Raw genomic sequence first — 18,377 nt, 5'->3', positions numbered from 1 at the left:
TAAGCCGGGGCTTAGTACTTAATCTTACCGGTTGAGGTGGTTTTTTTGATGCGGCCGTCGCGCTTGAAGATGGTGCCTGGCACCAGCCGGAGCGACACATCGGTAGGCTTGCAGCTGTTGAGAGCAAACTCCTGGGTTTCGTAGCCAGCCGCGCTGACCTTCATGCGGGTTGGGAAAGGTATCGTGCGCTTGTTGAGCACAATGATATAACGCCCTTCGGAATTGGTGCTGAAGGCATCATTAATGCCTTGCAGCTGTAACGTTGCGCCAGTCAAAGGCTTATAGTTTTCATCGGTTATGAGGCCCGTCAGCGACTCGCAGCTGCTGGGTTGGCTGGGCTGCTCAACGGAATCGGGCGTAGTGGTTTGCTGGGCCAGTAATTTACCAGGCAATGCTGCCAGGGTGAAGCCGATAATCAAAGTCAGAAAACGGTACATAAGCGGGTAGAATACAGTAAGCATTTCTTGAAGACCGACACGCCCCATTACGCGTATCTTCTTGGTTTGAAATTAAATATAATTGTATTGACTACGGCAAAAAACTTGAAAAAACATCTTTTAGATCAACATCAAATAAAATTATTCCCATAATCACTCTTTTCATCTTTCTCGCCGGACAGGGGTTGTGCATTGCCGATAACCCGCAGAACTTCCTTTCCTATTATACACAAGCTCATTGCGCTAGGCACTACCACTGCTTATGGGCGCAGCCCCCGGCAGCCAGGGCACCTATCGGGCAAGTAGTGTCAGCCTTTCCACTCGGAATTTCGTTTAGCCGGTGTTTCACTCCGAGCGTATCGGTGCTGGCAACCAGCCCGCGCCACGTTGGAACCTGTTTTGCTTGCCTATGAATCGTTCTCTTCTTAAGGTAGTACTGGCCGGCGGTATGGTAGCTGTTGGAGCCGGAATTGTAGCGGCGTATGCCCAAACCCAACCAACCAGCAACATCTTGGCGGGGTCGGCTACGCCGCGGCTGGTGGCGCGGCAGTTCAAGTTCACGGAAGGCCCGGCAGTGGATAAAGCGGGCAACGTGTTCTTCACCGACCAGCCCAACAACAAAATCTGGAAGTACGATACCAGCGGCAAGCTCAGTGTGTTTCTGGATAACGCCGGCCGGGCCAACGGCCTGTATTTCGACAAGCAAGGCAACCTGCTGGCCTGCGCCGACGAGCAAAACCAGCTGTGGTCGATAGCACCTACTGGCCAGGTGACCGTGCTGCTGGAAGAGGTGCAGGGCCACCGCCTCAACGGCCCCAACGACCTGTGGGTGCATCCCGCCAGCGGCGGCATCTACTTCACCGACCCGTACTACCAGCGCGACTACTGGGCCCGCACCGCCCCCGACCCCAACCTGGGTGGCCAGAAGCTCTATTACCTGCCCAAGGGCCAGAAGCAACCCGTAATTGTTGATGGCAAGCTGCAAAAGCCCAACGGCATCATTGGCACCCCCGATGGCCGGCAGTTGTACGTGGCCGACATTGAAGCCAACAAAACCTACCGCTACCAAATTGCGCCCAACGGCCAGCTCACCAACCGGCAGCTGTTTGTGGAGCAGGGCTCGGATGGCATGACCCTCGACAACCAGGGCAATGTGTACCTCACCGGCAAAGGCGTAACAGTGTACAGTGCCGCGGGCCAAAAAATCCAGCACATAGCCGTGCCGGAAGAATGGACGGGTAACGTGTGCTTTGGCGGCAAAGACCGGAAGACGCTGTTTATCACGGCTTCGGCGGCATTATTCGTGCTACCGATGCAAGTGAAGGGCGTGCAGTAAGCGGCGGGCAACTACGGGCGTTGCGGCAGGGGCGGTATCTTTGGGCATGATGCGTATCTTCTCTGCCCGCTGGCGTTTCCTGTTGCCCGTAGTTCTGCTGGCCTTTGTTGCCGGTTGCGACGATTCCGACCCTACGCCCGAGGACCTGAACCTGGCGCTGGGCAACCCCAGCGGCGCCACTTCCGACCCTAATCAGCCCAACAACTACCTGCTTACGCGGCCTGAATACGCCCTGAGTTACCACCGCAGCCGGGGCATTCCGAACTGGGTGAGCTGGCACCTGGCGGCCAAGGATTTGGGCACTGCTCCCCGGCAAGACAACTTCCGCGCCGACAATGCCCTGCCAGCCGGCTGGTACCAGGTAACGGCCAGTAGCTACACCGGCTCGGGCTTCGACAGGGGCCACCACTGCCCCTCCGCCGACCGCACGGCCAGCACCGCCAGCAACTCGGCTACGTTTCTGATGACCAACATGCTACCTCAGGCGCCCAACCTCAACCAGCGCACCTGGGCCGACCTGGAGGAGTACTGCCGCACCCTGGTGCGCGGTGGCAACGAACTATACATCATCATGGGCAGCTACGGCACCGGCGGCACCGGCTCCCAGGGCCCCGACAACACCATTGACCAAGGCCGCGTGACGGTACCGGCCCGCTGCTGGAAAGTAGTAGTGGTGCTACCCGCCGGTCAGCACAGCCCCGACGACGTAGACGCTGGCACCCGCGTCATTGCCGTCAACGCCCCCAATCAGAATTCGGTAGGGGCCGCCTGGGGCAATTACCGCACCACCGTTGATGCCCTGGAAGCCGCCACCGGCCTGGATTTGCTGTCGGCGGTGGCGCCTGCCGTGCAGGCCACCTTGGAGGCACGCGTAGATACGGGGCCGACGCAATAGCGCAAGGTTGAGCAGTGAAATGGGTAGATGCAGGTGCAAAGTTCAGTAGTAGCACGGAAGAAAAGCGGGGCAGACTAGCGCACTTTTAACGAGCAATAAGATGCTCTACTGCCATGTTCGACAGCCCGCTCCTTGACACGGCCATTGCTTTGATTACCTTGTATTTGCTGTTCAGCCAGCTGACGCTTTCATTGGTGGAGCTGCCGGCTGGGTTTCTGAATACGCGCGGCAACTACCTATACAACCACCTGGCACTGGCGCTGGGCCCGGTGGCACACCAGGCATTTTATGCCGCCCCTGCTATTCAGGCCCTGATGCTTCCCCAGAGTCAGAAAAGCCTAGTGGTTCGCTCGTTTGTGCATGGCTGGCCGGCCTACATCAGTGAAACCTTATTTGCCCAAACCATTATTGGGTGGGTAAGTGGCCTGGCACCTGCTGCTACGCCCCCCCTACCGAGCATCAAGCAGTTTGAAGCGGGACTAGCCCTTATGGCTCCTTCTACCTTCAAGGGGCTGCTGGAAATGCTGTACCTGAATGCCACGGCCACGTCGGCGGCCATTTCTCCCACTGGTTCGCTCACGCCCGAAGAACAGAGCAAAGCCCTGCAAACCAACTTAGAGGGCTGGTTTCATGACTTTGGTGAGCGAATGACGGGCTGGTACAAGCGCGACAACCGCAAATACCTGTTCATGGCCGGCCTAGTGGTGGCCCTGCTGGCCGACGTGGATACAGTCCGGTTGAGCCGCTTCCTTGCCGACTCCAACCACGCCGAAGCGCGGGCCGAGCTAGTGACGGCCGGAGTAGCCGCCACCCACGGTACGGCGCCGCCCGACATAATCTACAATCCCACCGACTCAATAAAGGCACAACAATATCAACAGCAACGGCAGAAAACGTGGGATACGCTGCTACTGGCCGCCAATACGGAACTCCGCAACACGCTGGCCGCAGTACCTAAAGTAGGCTTGCCGCTGGGCTTGCTTCGCTGGACCGACCACACTATTGATACCGTGTACAAAGCGGCAGCCAGAGATACCACTACGATGAAAACCGCCGTAACCGTAAATGGCCAGCCCACTTACCGCAGGGTCGCGGCCCGGGCTCCAGCGCAGGATTCGGTGGCTACTTACCAATGGGCTGCCAGCGCCGATGATTATGGCATGCCCAAGTATGCCCAGCGGTGGACCCTCGACCCGATAACCGGCAAAGTCGGGCACCCCGTCAACTGGTCGTGGCTGCTACCGATTGGAGGCTGGCTGCTCACGGCGTTTGCCATGATGCTGGGCGCCCCGTTCTGGTTCGAGACGCTGATTAAGTTCATCAACGTGCGCAACGTGGGCATTAAGCCAGCCAAGGCCGACGAGAAATAGCCGGCAGTTTAGCTCCAGTTCTTACCCATAAGCGGAACACGACGGCGCGAAGTTCAGTGCTGATACGGATGCAGCTTACCACAGCAGCCGCCAACTTGGCTGGTGATTTTCGAGCACCCTGCGCAGATATAGTCGGCGGAATAGGCTAGGTCGGGCTTGCGTACTTTTTTTCTTCTTCCTCCATATCACTTTGCACTATGACTCCTCCCGGAAACATCGTAATTGCCTGGAACAACATTTATCTGGATGTGGTACGCCGCATCGGAGGTGCTCCAGGCCCCCTTTCGCACATGGGAGCCGTCATGCACCTGGCTATGTACGAGGCCGTGAACCAACTCACCGGTAACACCTACCCCAACGTAGTGGCCCCGGTAGCGAAATCGGGCACTCCCGACCCGGCCATCAGCGCGGCTTACGCGGCTTGCTACGCCCTCACCGATGCGCTGGATTTCTATATCCGGCTGTCGAAGGGCATGCAGGGCGGCACCATCAATCCGTTTGACCCATACCAAATTAAAGCGGGCGCGGAGTTGCACGCCAAGGAGCTTATCAACTCTGGCCCCACCCCTATCGACCAGGATTCCGATACGTTTGGCAAGGCTATAGCAAAGGCTGTCATCGACAAATTCCCCATCAAAAAAGCTGCCTCTCCCGCCTACGACGGGCTGGACATGAATGAAAAGCCGCCACTTAACCCCAACGGCCTGGCGGGCGAATGGCGCGATACCGGCTCCGGCCCCGCCCTCACCCCGCATTGGGGCAAGGTACCACTGTTCCTGCTCGACCCCGCCACGCTGCCTACGAGCCACTACGAGCCCAAGGATATTCCATTCGCCCTGTTCGACTACAGCAAACTTCTGAAGTCGGAACTGTATGCGGCGCAGGTGCGGGAAGTGAAGCGGCTGGGCGGGATGCACTCTACGGACCGCACCCCGGAGCAAACCGAAATTGCCATCTTCTGGGCCAACGACCTCAACGGCACCTCCAAGCCGCCCGGTCAGCTGTACACCATCACCCAAACCATAGCCAAGCAGCAGGGCACCCTGAAAGACCACTTGGCTAATGGTGGCACGCCGGCCAAAAAGGGCCTGCTTGAAACGGCACGCTTATTTGCCATGGTAGGCACGGCTATGGTGAATGCCTCGGTGGTGGCCTGGCACGCTAAATATTTCCTGCCGAACGGCAACAAGCCCATGCGCCTGTGGCGGCCCGAAACGGCCATACAACGGGCCGCTACGGATGGCAACGACGGCACCACCCCCGACCCGGACTGGCAGCCACTTTCGGCCATGACCTCTGGCACGCGCTTCTCGCCCAACTTCCCAGCCTACGTATCGGGGCATTCTACGTTCGGGGCGGCCCACGCCGCCGCCATGCGCACCTTCTACGGCACCGACAATATTGCCTTCACCGCCACTACCGAAGACCCGCATGCCCTGCGCGACGCTAACGGCATCCGTCGCACCCGGCACTTCACTTCTTTCACGCAGGCGGCCCTCGAAAACGGCCGCAGCCGCGTGTATCTGGGGGTTCACTACCAGTTCGACGCGAATGGCGGCTACGAGATAGGGACTCGGGTGGGTGAGGATACGGCAGCTCTATTCAAGTAGCGTGTTGCGCTACAGCCGTGATGGTGGATCTATTAACCTGATCAACAGCATTACAAAACCAAGCTATAGCTTCCTTCGCCCGGTCCGTAATGCTAAAGGCCGGGGCGTATTTCTACGCCCTAGCGGTGAGTCGGCTGCCGCACCCTGGTGCGCGGTGGCAACGAACTATACATCATCATGGGCAGCTACGGCACCGGCGGCACCGGCTCCCAGGGCCCCGACAACACCATCGACCAAGGCCGCGTGACGGTACCAGCCCGCTGCTGGAAAGTAGTAGTGGTGCTACCCGCCGGCCAGCACAGCCCCGACGACGTAGACGCTGGCACCCGCGTTATTGCCGTCAACGCCCCCAATCAGAATTCGGTAGGGGCCGCCTGGGGCAACTACCGCACCACCGTTGATGCCCTGGAAGCCGCCACCGGCCTGGATTTGCTGTCGGCGGTGGCGCCTGCCGTGCAGGCCACCTTGGAAGCCCGGGTAGATACGGGGCCGACGCAGTAGGGCAAGGTTGAGCACCTGCTTCGGTAGGCTTCCACTACGCTCAAGTCACCACTATTCTTCCGCCTCCTATTGGTTCTATTCGCGCCCATAAACTGCCCGCTTCTATCTGGTAGAAGTGGGCAGTTTTATGATTAGCTGCGCTCCATCACGCATATGTACTGTGGCATATTCTAGGCTGGTGGGGCTTGAAGGCGTACATTTAGAGCGACTTCCACATTCAACCCTTTCCACTTGAAACAAAACTACTATACCAGGACCCGACGCCTGCTAGGCAGTCTGGCGCTGTTGTTTTCGCTGTCCACTGCCTCGGCGCAGCAACCCGGCGCTACTTTACTGCGGGATGAAGCGGGTGAAGCCACACCGCTAGCCGCGGCTCTGGACCGGAGCCGCGCCCTGACCCTCGATGTGGCCACGGCCCGGACGGTACTGGCGCTTGCTCCTGTTGAAAACCAGCCCGGTGCCTCCCCCTTGGTGCTGGCATTGCCCCTACCCGATGGCCGTACGAGCCGCTTTGCCGTGTGGCAAACCAGCGTAATGGCACCGGCACTGGCTGCTCGGTACCCCAATATAAAAACCTACACCGGCCGCGGCCTCGATGATGCCACGGCTACTGTGCGCCTCGACCTGACGCCCGCCGGCTTCCACGCCCAGATTCTGTCGGCCACGACGGGCACGGTGTACATTGAGCCTAGCCGGCGCGGCGACGTGCGGCACTACCTAAGCTTTTTCCGGCGCGACATTCGCCCAACGGCCACCGAAACTATGGCTTGCGACTTCCGGCCAGCTAAGCCGGAGCGCACCAGTGCGGCCCGGCCCCAAACCACGCCGGGCACCAGCAGCGCCGCCGCTATTGGCAGCGGCAGCTTGCTGCGCACCTACCGCGTGGCCGTAGCTACTACCGGCGAGTATTCCACCTTCCACGGCGGTACCCGGCCTCTGGTGCAGGCAGCCATTGTAACGAGCGTGAACCGCGTGGTGGGCGTGTACGAAAAGGAACTAGCCGTGCGCCTGATTCTGGTGCCCAACAACGATTCCCTGATTTACCTCAACGCTACCACCGACCCCTACACCAACACCAACGGTAGCACAATGCTGGGCCAAAACCAAACCACCATTGACACCCGCATTGGCAACGCCAACTACGACATCGGGCACGTGTTTAGCACAGGCGGCGGGGGCGTGGCCGGCTATGCGGTAGTATGCGCAACGGGCAACAAGGCGCGGGGCGTAACGGGCAGCAGCTCGCCAGTGGCCGATGCGTTTGACATTGATTATGTGGCCCACGAAATGGGCCACCAGTTCAGCGGTAGCCACCCTTTCAACGGCAGCACCGGCAGTTGTGCGGGCGGCAACCGCAGCGCCGATACGGCCTGGGAACCAGGTTCGGGCAGCACGATTATGGCCTACGCCGGTATTTGCGGCGCGCAAAACATTCAGCGCAACTCCGATGCTTTTTTCCACGTGGGCAACTTCGAGGAGATGCGCGGCTTCATCACCACCACTACCTGCCCCGTTACCACGCCTACCGGCAATACGCTGCCTATCGTGCGGATTCCGGCCAACAACCTAACGCTGCCCATCGGCACGCCCTTCAAGCTGACGGCCTTCGGGGTGGATGCGGATTCCGACACCCTCACCTACAATTGGGAGGAAATAGATTTGGGCTCAGCCGGCGCTCCTACTGCCACACAAGTAGCCAACAACAACGTGCCGCTGTTCCGCTCGTTTGTACCTACGGCCTCGCCTACGCGCTACTTCCCACAGCTGCGCAGCATCGTGCGCGACTCGGTGGTTATTGGGGAGCGGCTGCCCACCGTTACGCGGCGGATGACCTTTAAGTGCACCGTGCGCGACCAGCACCGTAGCACTGTGGGCGTTATTGGCGGCGTCACGAGTAGCGACTCGCTGAAGCTGCGCGTAACCAGCGCTGCCGGGCCCTTCCTGGTTACCAGCCCCGATACGGCGGCGGTGGCCTGGGTGGGCGGTACCACCCAAACCGTAACCTGGAACGTGGCCGGCACCACTGCCAATGGCGTGAACTGTGCCACCGTGAACATCCGCCTCAGCACCGATGGCGGCTACACCTACCCAACGGCCCTGGCCCTGAACGTAGCCAACAACGGTACGGCCACCGTGCGGGTGCCGAACGTGGCCACTACCACGGCGCGGGTGATGGTGGAAGCGGTGGGCAACTACTTCTTCGACATCTCCAACCGCAACTTCACCATCAGCAGCCCCACGGTGTGCGCGCCGCCTACGGCAGTGGCCGTAAATGGCATCACCAATACCAGCGCCAGTGTAGCCTTCACGGCCAGCGCGGGCGCCGTACAATATGTGGTAACAACCACGCCTGCTACCACCACCCAAACCGTCACGACCTCGCCGGTAACGCTGACCGGCCTGACGCCTGGCACCGCGTACACCGTGCATATTGTTACGGCGTGCAGCACCTTCGGCACCTCGGTAGCCGCTACGGCCAGCTTCACGACTACGGCTCCGCCGCTGTGCAGCGCGCCTTCCGAGTTGGTGGTAACCAACCGCACGCTGACTTCGGCTACTATCAGCTTTGTAGGGGCTCCTTCCAACCTCAGCTACACCATCACAACGCTGCCAGCCACGACTACGCAAACCGTAACCGCCTCTACGGCTACGCTCACTGGCTTGCAGCCCGCTACCAACTATGTGGTGCGCGTGGTGGGCAACTGCGCAAATGGTGCCACCGCCGACCCGGCCGCGCTACCGTTCCGCACCCTCTCGCCACCGCCGGTTAATGACCTGTGCTCGGCGGCCCTGCCCCTGACTTGCGGCGTACGCGTGACGGGTACCACCGAAGGCGTTACCACCACCGGCGACCCAACCGGCAACTGCACTACCAGCGTAGATGGCGGCGGTTCGTTTTACACCTTGGTGGGCACCGGTGGCCGTATCACGGTGAGCACCTGCGACGCTTTCACCGATTACGACTCGAAGCTATTTGTGTACAGCGGTACCTGCGGCGCTTACGTGTGCATAGCCGGCAACGACGATGGTGCGGGCTGCGGTGTGGCGTCCAGCGTGGCCTTCAACTCGGTGGCCGGCACCACCTACCGGATATTTGTGTCGGGTTGGGAAGGAGAAACCGGCAACTTTGCGCTGCTGGCTACTTGTGCCCCGCTGGCTAATAAGAGCGCCAATGAGGCCGCCTTCCGCGTGTGGCCGAACCCGGCGGGCACCAATGCTGCCTTCAACGTATCCTTGTCCGCTGCGGCTCCTGCCGCTACCGTAACCCTGCACAATGTGCTGGGCCAGCGCGTAGCCACCCGCAGCTTCAGCGGCACCACTACTGAGCTGCCCACTACTGGTCTGGCGGCAGGCACTTACATTCTTACGGTACAAGTGGCGGGCCAGGCTCCCGCCGTGCGCCGAGTAGTGGTAGAGTAGCACAAGCCACCCGTACCTCCTTCTTCTTCTAGAAAAGGCCGATGCTGATTGTAGCATCGGCCTTTTTTTGATGGTAAGCAGCCCTAGAAAGGCGGTAGTTGGGTTGCTTCCTTGGCGGGCTGTAGTACGCAGGCAAGCTGCAACGCACCACACTCCGTAATGCCAACTTTCATGGTGAAGCACTACCTTCCGCCGACCGTTTGCCGGGCTTCATCCTTACGCTGCTACCGATGCACGAAAAAATACTGCTGGTTCTGGGGTTGCTGTTTGCTATGCTGCTGCTCGTGATGCTAGGGCAAAAGCTGCGCATCTCCTATCCTATTTTCCTGGTGCTGGGCGGCTTGGCACTGAGTTTCATTCCTGGCTTGCCCCATATCATTATCGACCCCGACCTGATTTTCCTGATATTCCTGCCGCCGCTGCTCTACGAAGCCGCCTGGTACACTTCGTGGCGCGAATTCTGGCGCTGGAAACGACCCATTGGGCTCCTGGCGTTCGGGCTGGTGTTTTTCACTTCCACCATCGTGGCCTACGTATCACGGGCAGTTATTCCGGGGTTTACGCTGGCGCTGGGGTTTCTGCTGGGGGGCATCATTTCGCCGCCCGATGCCGTGGCCGCCACGTCGGTGCTGAAGGGTATTAAGGTACCGCGCCGCGTCACGGCTATTCTGGAAGGCGAGAGCCTCATCAACGACGCTAGTAGCTTGATTGTGTTCCGGTTTGCACTGGCGGCGGTGGTATCGGGCACGTTTGCGTGGCAGCAGGCGGCCACCACGTTTCTGCTGGTGAGCGGTATGGGCATTGTGGTGGGGCTGGCGGTGGCGCACGGCTTCTACCTAATTCACCGCTACCTACCTACCACGCCCAGCATCAACACAGTGCTTACGTTTCTGGCGCCCTATGCTATGTACCTGCTGGCCGAGGAATTCCACTTTTCGGGGGTATTGGCGGTGGTGAGCGGTGGTTTGCTGATGTCGTTTCACTCGCACCGCGTGTTTGATGCCAATACCCGCCTTCAAACCAGCAATGTGTGGGCCAGCGTGGGCTTTGTGCTGAACGGGCTGGTGTTCATTCTGATTGGGTTGCAGCTGCCCATGGCTATGGAAGGATTGGGCAGCTACTCGCTCCAGCAAGCTATTACCTACGGCCTGCTCATCAGCGGTATTATTATCGTGATTCGGCTGCTGTGGATGTATCCGGCGGCTTTCGTACCGCGCTGGTGGAGCTACAATATCCGCAGCACGGAGCCCAGCCCAGGCTGGCAGGCTCCTTTGGTTATGGGCTGGGCGGGTATGCGGGGTGTGGTGTCGTTGGCGTCGGCGCTGTCGGTGCCGTTGCTGCTAGCCAACGGGCAGGCGTTTCCGCAGCGCAACCTGATTTTGTTTATCACCTTCGTGGTTATCCTCGTGACGCTGGTTTTTCAGGGCCTTACGCTGCCGCTGCTTATCCGCCTCACCGGTATTTCCAACACCGACGAACAGATGCCTGCCGAAGAGCAGGAAGCGGGCATCCGGCTACGGCTCCGCCAAGCCGCCCTGGCCCACCTCGACCAGCGGTATTCCACCGACCTGGAACAGAACGAGTTGATCCGGGCCTTACAACAACGCATGCAGGCCGAAGCCCAGCGCACCGGCAATCTGCTCGAAGCCCTCGACTACGACGAATCCAAGCGCCAGGCCCTGCAACGCTACCACCACGTGTTGCTCGACGTGCTCCAAGTACAGCGCGAAGAGTTGGCTGTACTGCGCCGCCAAGACGTATTCGAGGACCACATGCTCCGCCACCAGGAAGCCCAGCTGGATTTGGATGAGGCGAAGATTAGCCATATGCCGCACTAAGGAGGTCCCCCGTAGCGCGAACTTTGCAGTTCGCGCCCCCGCGCCAGCTAGTCGTTCTGTGGTGCGAACTACATAATTCGTGCTATAAGTTAGTTGCTAGGCGGCGCGTTAGGCCGGCGTAGGCACGGCGGCCTCAATTCGGCAAACAGCACCCAAAGCGAGCCTGCTCGGTGGCATCTGTAACGCCGAGCGGCGACAGTGCCGCTTGCAGCTGAGCCAGCCCCCACGCCCGCCGTTGCCCCACTACCGCGCCCTTGCCGGCCTTATGCAGCTCCAGCCGCAGCCGCGCCGCCTGCGCCCGCACCTGCAACAGCCGCCGCCGCGGCGGCGCCACCGCCAACTTCCCGTCCATCTCAGGCAGCTCGGGCAACGCCACCGGAGCCGGCACCTCGGGCACCACAAAGCGGGGCGCAACCGGCCCCGCCCCGGTAGGCGGCGGCAGCAGCGCCAGATATCCCAGCCGCCGACTACCAGCTGCCGTGGGCAACCGACGGCCGGCCTCCAGGTGCGCCACCAGCCCCCGCGTGACGCCGAGGTAGCGGGCCAGCTCGTCCTGGCTCAGCCCGAAATGCTCCCGCACGGCGGCTTCGAGGGTGTCGGAGGGGTTGGAATGGGTGAGCGGGCGAGCCATCGGGTGAGTTTGTAGCGAATCGACGAAAAAATAATCGATTCGCTACAACGAAATCAAGCGCCTGACACGGAGGTCATGCCCCAAAAATTCAGTGCTGGCACGGTAGTAAAGGCTTCCGCAAAGCGAATAGGTTTGCCCCGTCGGAGTATAATGTAGTTGCCAACCTTCTCAATACTGACAGTATGAAGCATCTTTTATCCATAGCAGTATTACTGATAGTAGCACCAGCCTTTGGTCAAGTCCGTACCGCTAACGAACAACGCCTCGATGCCGTCCGTGCTATGACAGGCCCTACCCCTGCTCTCTATCGGGTTGTGACGGAGAACTTATACCGCGACAGTGTTCGCCTCAAAGATTTACAGTTGATGAGTGGTACGCTGGTTGCGCAAAGCAAATTACCTGGCGTAAGCGCTGCTATAACGGATAAGAGCTTCACACTGAACATGGGTACCAACCTGTTTAGACTACGGAGCGTGCGGCGTTTCTCGGTGCAGGCAGTACTAACGGGCCAGTCGGAAGAAGGCTTTACCAACATATTCGACGACGATAGGTATCAACGTACCGTTGGAGCTGGGCTGGCCTTCAACGTGTTTCGCTTCGGCCCCAATACCACCACAACCTATTATTGGCCCGATTCAACCAACCGGGCCAAGCTGCATCGGCAGCTGCGCCAGGAACTAGCCCGATACGATGCTGCACGAGGCCAATCAGCCACGCATAATACTATGCTGCAAGCCGGCGACACGCTTTGCCGGCTCAATGAACAAGGGGTGTTGGAACGTGCTATTGTGATTACCCGTGACTACGATGCATTGCTTGAACCTGCCGATGATCCTTTATCACCTGCCGGCCTGCGGCGCATGGCTTTGCGCCAAACCTACTGGAAGGCCATTGATGCGTTGCGTCCACTCTTACCGAAAAAATGGGCTGGTATGTCGTCGTCGGAGGCAGTTGCGTGGATACGCTCGCACGTCTGTGTACCCGATACCCTTACACAGCTCGCCTACGACTGGCACGACAAACGCACAGCTGACCGGCTTGATAGTATTCAGCTGAAAGATGTAGAATGGAAGCAGCGGGCCTTGGTATGGACTTCGGGCAAAATTTTGTTTAACAATGAAAAGCAGCCCATTTACCAAGCCAGCGAGACTTCCTTGATGAAGGAGAAACGTTTTCCCTTCGTGGACATGCGACTAGGCCTAAACAAGGGCTGGATACGACGCAAGACGCGGTACTTCGGGGCCGTAGGCATCGGCTATAACAACCAGCGCACATTCAACCCGAAGCGGCAGGTAACGTACCAGCGCGTGCTACCGCAGCAATTGGACCCTAGCACGCCACCTGTAAATACGGTAGCGGAATCCAAGTTTTACCCGACGGAACCAGCCGAGCTACACCGCGCCGTGGGCGATGCTCAATACAGCTTTTTCTGGAACCGCTGGCGCTTGGGCTTCGATGCTACCTACCGAATCCGTCAGGATGTGCGTTTTGATGCTCGAACCGACCATCGGGCTACCTTTGGCTTGTTTGTGCCGGCTTTAGTCGGCGAGTCAGCTATTAACTTTATGTTGCAGGGCAAATGGGATAATGATGAGAAATGGCGTTTGGGCTTCAATGTATCGGCTTCGTTACCCGGCTTCCTGACCAAGAAATAGGTTCACTATAAATACGGCCCGGCCGCTGGCTCTCCTCTAGTGGAGCAAACCAGCGGCCGGGCCGTTGTATGCAGCTTTAGATTCTACTCCGCCGGGTTGAATAGGTTGCCGAACTCACCAGAGTGGACCGTTAAGGCTAGTTTTGAGTTTGTGAGTTGAGTACAACTCAGTACTCATGCCCGGAAAATAGTCGTATTGTGATACTCTAGGAAATTAACATTTGGCCTGTTATCAACCGCCGTAGGCAATATCAGCAGTTCCTTTCCGTGGTACTGGTAATACTCGCGCCCGTTCTCGAACTCTTCCCGAATACGTTGGCTGACTTCGATTTTATAGTTGGGGGCAACCGTGATATAGCCGTCATCAAAGAGCTTGTGCATATCTGAGCGAAGCAACAGTCCGTTTGTCACGGTATTCGGTCCGGCTTCGGCGTATGGCCGGATATGCGCTGCTTCCAGCACGGGCAACGTTTTTTCGCCGGTGATGGCGCACCGTTTGGCGTATGCGTCGGTGACCGACAAGCGAAAAGCACCCTGCCCGATACGCACCTTCCGCAACACCGGCGCGCCATACAGCGGAGCAGGCTCGGTTACTACCAATGCTCCATCTTGCCCGGTATAGTCGCTGCTTTGATAGCGCGCCAGCACTGCCTGTACCTGTTGCCAAAGCGCTGCATCAACGGAGTCTTTATTCGTATCGTAGCCTTTGCCTACTACAATACTGTTGCTCCAGTTGACCGGCAAGGGTATCCAATCCTGTCGGCGAAAGAAGATGGGGTTCGTTAGGGCGATGCAGCCAATAGTCGGATTACGGTCCTTATCACCACGAATTTGTTGGATGGCTGCCCGAAACTGTTCCAGCGTTTCAAAGCCGTTCCGCTGACCAAAAGTATCCCAAGCCACCGATAGAGGCACTTGGCTCTGAGCCGCGAAAAAACCTATGCCGCCAATAGCATTATAGGGGCTTTTCAACTTAAACAAGAAAGGTCCGCCCGGTTCAAGTGCTCGAAACGCTGTCCGGCCGCCCGGCTGCCAGAAGTTTACATCTTCAGGAGAATTCTGACCTAAGTAATTATACCACCGCCAATCTGTAACCCCTAGATAGTATTTCATCTGTTGCTCGTCGAATCATCTATGGATTGGCTAAGATGCAGATAGCCGTTGGAAGTTCGCTCCAACGGCTATCGGTTAATCTTCAAAATCTAAGATTACCCCAAGCTCCGGTACCGCACCCGCTTGGGCTCTACGTCGCCGAGGCGCTTTTTCTTGGCTTCCTCGTAGTCGGAGAAGTTGCCCTCGAACCACACCACCTGCGAGTCGCCCTCGAAGGCCAGGATGTGGGTGGCGAGGCGGTCCAGGAACCACCGGTCGTGGCTGATGATAACGGCGCACCCGGCGAAGTTTTCAAGCGCGTCTTCCAGGGCCCGGATGGCGTTTACGTCCAGGTCATTGGTGGGCTCGTCAAGCAGCAGCAGGTTGGCGCCTTGCTTGAGCGTAGTGGCCAGGTGCACCCGGTTCCGCTCGCCGCCCGAGAGGCTGCCCACTTTCTTTTCCTGGTCGCCGCCGCGGAAGTTGAAGTTGCTCACGAAAGCGCGGGAGTTCACCTGCCGGCCGGCCAGCAGCATGGTTTCGGTGCCGCCCGAAATGGTTTCGAATACCGACTTGCTGGCATCCAGCGTGTCGTGTTGCTGGTCTACGTAGGCGGTCTGCACGGTAGGGCCCACCACGAACGTGCCGGCATCGGGCTGGAGCTGGTCGGTTATCAGGCGGAACAGCGTGGTTTTGCCGGCGCCGTTCGGCCCGATGATGCCCACAATACCGCCCTGGGGCAGCTGAAAGCTCAGGTTTTCGAACAACAGCTTGTCGCCGAATGCTTTGCGCAATCCTTCGGCCTCAATTACCTGGGCACCCAGGCGCGGACCATCAGGAATGAACAGCTCCAGTTTCTGCTCCTTCTCCTTGGAGTCCTCGTTCACCATCTTGTCGTAGCCGGCCAGGCGGGCTTTGCTCTTGGCTTGGCGGGCTTTCGGGGCCATGCGTACCCATTCCAGCTCGCGCTGCAAGGTTTTCTGGCGCTTGCTTTCGGTTTTCTCTTCCTGAGCTAAGCGGTTGGACTTCTGCTCCAGCCAGCTGCTGTAGTTGCCTTTCCACGGAATACCCTCGCCGCGGTCCAGCTCCAGAATCCAGCCGGCCACGTTGTCGAGGAAGTACCGGTCGTGGGTGACGGCTATAACGGTGCCTTTGTACTGCTGCAAGTGCTGCTCCAGCCACAGCACGCTTTCGGCGTCCAGGTGGTTGGTTGGTTCGTCGAGCAGCAGCACGTCGGGCTCTTGCAACAGTAGGCGGCACAGCGCCACGCGGCGCTTCTCGCCACCGGAGAGGTTGCCGATAATGGCTTCCTCGGGGGGCGTGCGCAGGGCGTCCATGGCGCGCTCCAGCTTGTTGTCGAGGTTCCAGGCGTCGAGCTGGTCGAGGCGCTCCTGCACGGTGCCCTGGCGCTCCAGCAGCTTGTCGAAGTCGGCATCTTCGGCCCCGAAGGCTTCGTTGATTTCGTCGAACTCCTTGAGCAAAGCAACGGTTTCGGCCACGCCTTCTTCAATTACCTGGCGCACGGTTTTGGTGGCATCCAGCTGGGGCTCCTGCTCCAGGTAGCCCACCGAGTAGCCCGGCGACCATACCACGTCGCCCTGAATCTGCTTGTCTTGGCCGGCAATAATTTTCAGCAACGACGACTTACCCGAGCCGTTGAGACCGAGCACACCGATTTTAGCGCCGTAAAAAAACGAGAGGTAAATGTTTTTGAGAACCTGTTTTTGTGGGGGGTAAATCTTGCTTACCCCCGCCATCGAAAAGATAATGGTGGGCTGGTCGCTCATGCGGAAAGGAAAAGGAGTAAGATGGTGACTGGCGCGTTAGGAGGGCTAAAAACAGGCCTCTCCACACGCATAAAATGAAAAAGTAAGTGGAAGCAGGGTACTAACAGAGGTATCTGCCGTTTGAATTCACTATTTTTAGGAGCCGAGCCCTTGGTTTGGAAGGGCACCCAACCTTCCAAACCGGCCTTACGTTCGGTTAAAAGCAATTTACTGCGAGTTGGGCACCGCCAAAGGTAACCAGCCCTTACGTGGTTTGCCACCCTCCCCGGAATGCAGCATATATTGCAACAAGCCGTAAACTTGCATGTCTTTCCAATTTAGGTACTACTACCGCTCCCTTCATCCCACCACCCCCGATTCGCCTACGCGTTATTGAGTTTATGGAACAACAAGACCACCTGCTGGCAGAAGCCCGCCGCTACGGCTACATTGAGGGCGACGAGGTGTGGCTCAAACCCTTTATGGATCTGCCGGCCCGCAAAGTGGGGCAAGTGAAAGAATCAGCCGATGCTTCGCTGGTATATTTTGCCAACCGCTTCGAGCTTTTCCGCAGCAAAGTGGAGGGCTTACTCCAGAAGATAGAAGAATCTGAAAACAAGGGCTCTTTCCTGATGAAGGCCCTGCATTTGAAAGAACAGGTAGCGTCTTACGATGCCCTCGGCGACTTCGAGAGCCTATTTCACCGCCTCACCGAAGCCGAGGATGCCGTGAAGGTGACCGTGGCCCGCAACCGCGAGAAAAACCTGGCCACCAAAATCAGCCTCATTCAGCAGGTGCAGGCCCTGCACAATGCCCTGGACTGGACCACCGCCGGCGACGAGCTACAGGAGCTGCGCCAAGCCTGGATCAAGACGGGCCCCGTAGACAAGCAGCATACCGACGAGCTGGAAAACCAGTTTCGGGTGGCTACCGACGAGTTTTTTGTGCGGCGCAAGGCCTTCCAGAACGAGAAGAAGGCCATGACCAACCGGGCCGCCGACCAGTTCAAGTCCCTGATTCGGCAGTCGGAGGCGTTGCAGGATTCCACGGAGTTCGAAGAAACCACCGCCAAGCTCAAGAAGCTCCAGCAGGACTGGAAGGAAGTGGGCGGCTCCTTGCCCCGCAAGCAGGCCAACGACCTCTGGACCCAGTTCCGGGCGGCGCACAACCACTTTTTCGAGCGCCTGAAGGTGCACATTGAAAGCAAACGCCACGAGTCCAAGGACAGCACCACCGACGACAACCTGACCCGCAAGCGCGCCTTGGTGGCCGAAGCCGTAGAGCTGCTGAACCGGCCCATGTCGGAAGCCGTGGCGCGGGCCAAGGAGCTGCAAGCTGCCTGGAAAAAGGTGGGCCCCGTCCGAGGCCCCGAATCAGACCGGGTGTGGGAGCAGTTCATTCTGGCCTGCGACCGGGTGTTTGAGCTGAGTGCCTTGGAGCACTACATCCGCAAGCGCCCTGACAGTGCCACCGCCAAGCCCGAAGAGCAGGTAACGATGCGCGTGCAGGCTCTGCGCGACTTCATCAAATACGACCAGCAAGAGCAGCTAACCTTGGAAGAAAACCTGGGCAAGCTCAGCTCGGCGCCGGCCAACGACGCGTTCCGGCAAATGCTGCAAGGAAAAATCCGGGCGTTCGAGCGAAAAATTCGCACGAAAAACGACCTGATTGAGATGTTGCGCCAACGTTTGGTTGCGTAACCCAACCTTCGCGGCTATCTTACGTTGCTGCCAACTACAATAGGCTTTCCACGGTCACGTTGTCAGCTATATTGCGCCGGCCAGATTTTTGATGGCTGGAATTTCCTTTCTTTTGACCACCCTTTTACGT

13 protein-coding genes are annotated in these 18,377 nt (G+C 58.7%); 9 read left to right on the top strand and 4 right to left on the bottom strand.

What is annotated here, in order from left to right; translation table 11 throughout:
* Positions 1 to 11 precede the first annotated feature (11 nt).
* Positions 12 to 437 carry a carboxypeptidase-like regulatory domain-containing protein gene (locus J0X19_RS02690; RefSeq protein ID WP_206980713.1) on the bottom strand — a complete coding sequence of 142 codons (426 nt, stop codon included), beginning with the start codon at positions 435 to 437 and terminating at the stop codon, positions 12 to 14.
* Positions 438 to 846: 409 nt separating this feature from the next.
* Between J0X19_RS02690 and J0X19_RS02685 the strand changes: the two genes are divergently transcribed.
* The 7 genes from J0X19_RS02685 (at position 847) to J0X19_RS02655 (ending at position 11,407) form a co-directional block, all read left to right on the top strand.
* Positions 847 to 1,773, top strand: coding sequence for an SMP-30/gluconolactonase/LRE family protein (locus tag J0X19_RS02685; protein WP_206980703.1), 927 nt, complete (start codon positions 847 to 849; stop codon positions 1,771 to 1,773).
* 46 nt (positions 1,774 to 1,819) lie between these two features.
* Positions 1,820 to 2,668: a DNA/RNA non-specific endonuclease gene (locus J0X19_RS02680; protein ID WP_242581910.1), complete on the top strand. Its 849-nt coding sequence runs from the start codon at positions 1,820 to 1,822 to the stop codon at positions 2,666 to 2,668.
* Between the two features lie 113 nt (positions 2,669 to 2,781).
* Positions 2,782 to 4,038, top strand: a complete 1,257-nt coding sequence (locus tag J0X19_RS02675; protein WP_206980701.1) for a hypothetical protein — start codon at positions 2,782 to 2,784, stop codon at positions 4,036 to 4,038.
* A gap of 197 nt (positions 4,039 to 4,235) precedes the next feature.
* Positions 4,236 to 5,648: a vanadium-dependent haloperoxidase gene (locus tag J0X19_RS02670; protein ID WP_206980699.1), complete on the top strand. Its 1,413-nt coding sequence runs from the start codon at positions 4,236 to 4,238 to the stop codon at positions 5,646 to 5,648.
* A 147-nt stretch (positions 5,649 to 5,795) separates the two neighbouring features.
* Positions 5,796 to 6,149 carry a DNA/RNA non-specific endonuclease gene (locus J0X19_RS02665; protein WP_317194737.1) on the top strand — a complete coding sequence of 118 codons (354 nt, stop codon included), beginning with the start codon at positions 5,796 to 5,798 and terminating at the stop codon, positions 6,147 to 6,149.
* Positions 6,150 to 6,380: 231 nt separating this feature from the next.
* Positions 6,381 to 9,569: a reprolysin-like metallopeptidase gene (locus J0X19_RS02660; protein ID WP_206980697.1), complete on the top strand. Its 3,189-nt coding sequence runs from the start codon at positions 6,381 to 6,383 to the stop codon at positions 9,567 to 9,569.
* A 230-nt stretch (positions 9,570 to 9,799) separates the two neighbouring features.
* Positions 9,800 to 11,407 carry a Na+/H+ antiporter gene (locus J0X19_RS02655; RefSeq protein ID WP_206980688.1) on the top strand — a complete coding sequence of 536 codons (1,608 nt, stop codon included), beginning with the start codon at positions 9,800 to 9,802 and terminating at the stop codon, positions 11,405 to 11,407.
* A 133-nt stretch (positions 11,408 to 11,540) separates the two neighbouring features.
* Here J0X19_RS02655 and J0X19_RS02650 read toward each other — a convergent pair whose 3' ends face one another.
* Positions 11,541 to 12,038 (bottom strand): helix-turn-helix domain-containing protein, encoded by a 498-nt coding sequence (locus J0X19_RS02650; protein ID WP_206980686.1) that lies wholly within the window; start codon positions 12,036 to 12,038, stop codon positions 11,541 to 11,543.
* Between the two features lie 314 nt (positions 12,039 to 12,352).
* Here J0X19_RS02650 and J0X19_RS02645 point away from each other — a divergent pair, with 314 nt between their 5' ends.
* Entirely contained in the window at positions 12,353 to 13,693 is a 1,341-nt protein-coding gene (locus J0X19_RS02645) for a hypothetical protein (RefSeq protein ID WP_206980684.1), read from the top strand.
* A 173-nt stretch (positions 13,694 to 13,866) separates the two neighbouring features.
* Here J0X19_RS02645 and J0X19_RS02640 read toward each other — a convergent pair whose 3' ends face one another.
* Both J0X19_RS02640 and ettA read right to left on the bottom strand, forming a co-directional pair.
* On the bottom strand, positions 13,867 to 14,805 hold the full coding sequence (locus J0X19_RS02640; RefSeq protein WP_206980682.1) for an HNH endonuclease: 939 nt from the start codon (positions 14,803 to 14,805) through the stop codon (positions 13,867 to 13,869).
* Between the two features lie 95 nt (positions 14,806 to 14,900).
* Positions 14,901 to 16,568 (bottom strand): energy-dependent translational throttle protein EttA, encoded by a 1,668-nt coding sequence (gene ettA / locus J0X19_RS02635; protein WP_206980680.1) that lies wholly within the window; start codon positions 16,566 to 16,568, stop codon positions 14,901 to 14,903.
* 380 nt (positions 16,569 to 16,948) lie between these two features.
* On the opposite strand from ettA, the gene J0X19_RS02630 reads away from it, so the two are divergent.
* Positions 16,949 to 18,247, top strand: coding sequence for a DUF349 domain-containing protein (locus J0X19_RS02630; protein ID WP_206980674.1), 1,299 nt, complete (start codon positions 16,949 to 16,951; stop codon positions 18,245 to 18,247).
* The last annotated feature ends 130 nt before the right edge of the window (positions 18,248 to 18,377 follow it).

The sequence above is a fragment of the Hymenobacter telluris genome, assembly GCF_017313265.1.
GTDB classification, from domain to species: Bacteria; Bacteroidota; Bacteroidia; order Cytophagales; family Hymenobacteraceae; genus Hymenobacter; species Hymenobacter telluris.
Note: the sequence above shows the minus strand (reverse complement) of the source record. Positions and strands in the feature narration are given on the sequence as shown.

Coding starts and splice junctions, on each gene's coding strand:
- J0X19_RS02670 (WP_206980699.1), top strand. CDS start 4,236: ATGACTCCTCCCGGAAACATCGTAATTGCCTGGAACAACATTTATCTG.
- J0X19_RS02640 (WP_206980682.1), bottom strand. CDS start 14,805: ATGAAATACTATCTAGGGGTTACAGATTGGCGGTGGTATAATTACTTA.
- J0X19_RS02680 (WP_242581910.1), top strand. CDS start 1,820: ATGATGCGTATCTTCTCTGCCCGCTGGCGTTTCCTGTTGCCCGTAGTT.
- J0X19_RS02690 (WP_206980713.1), bottom strand. CDS start 437: ATGTACCGTTTTCTGACTTTGATTATCGGCTTCACCCTGGCAGCATTG.
- J0X19_RS02655 (WP_206980688.1), top strand. CDS start 9,800: ATGCACGAAAAAATACTGCTGGTTCTGGGGTTGCTGTTTGCTATGCTG.
- ettA (WP_206980680.1), bottom strand. CDS start 16,568: ATGAGCGACCAGCCCACCATTATCTTTTCGATGGCGGGGGTAAGCAAG.
- J0X19_RS02650 (WP_206980686.1), bottom strand. CDS start 12,038: ATGGCTCGCCCGCTCACCCATTCCAACCCCTCCGACACCCTCGAAGCC.
- J0X19_RS02685 (WP_206980703.1), top strand. CDS start 847: ATGAATCGTTCTCTTCTTAAGGTAGTACTGGCCGGCGGTATGGTAGCT.
- J0X19_RS02675 (WP_206980701.1), top strand. CDS start 2,782: ATGTTCGACAGCCCGCTCCTTGACACGGCCATTGCTTTGATTACCTTG.
- J0X19_RS02630 (WP_206980674.1), top strand. CDS start 16,949: ATGGAACAACAAGACCACCTGCTGGCAGAAGCCCGCCGCTACGGCTAC.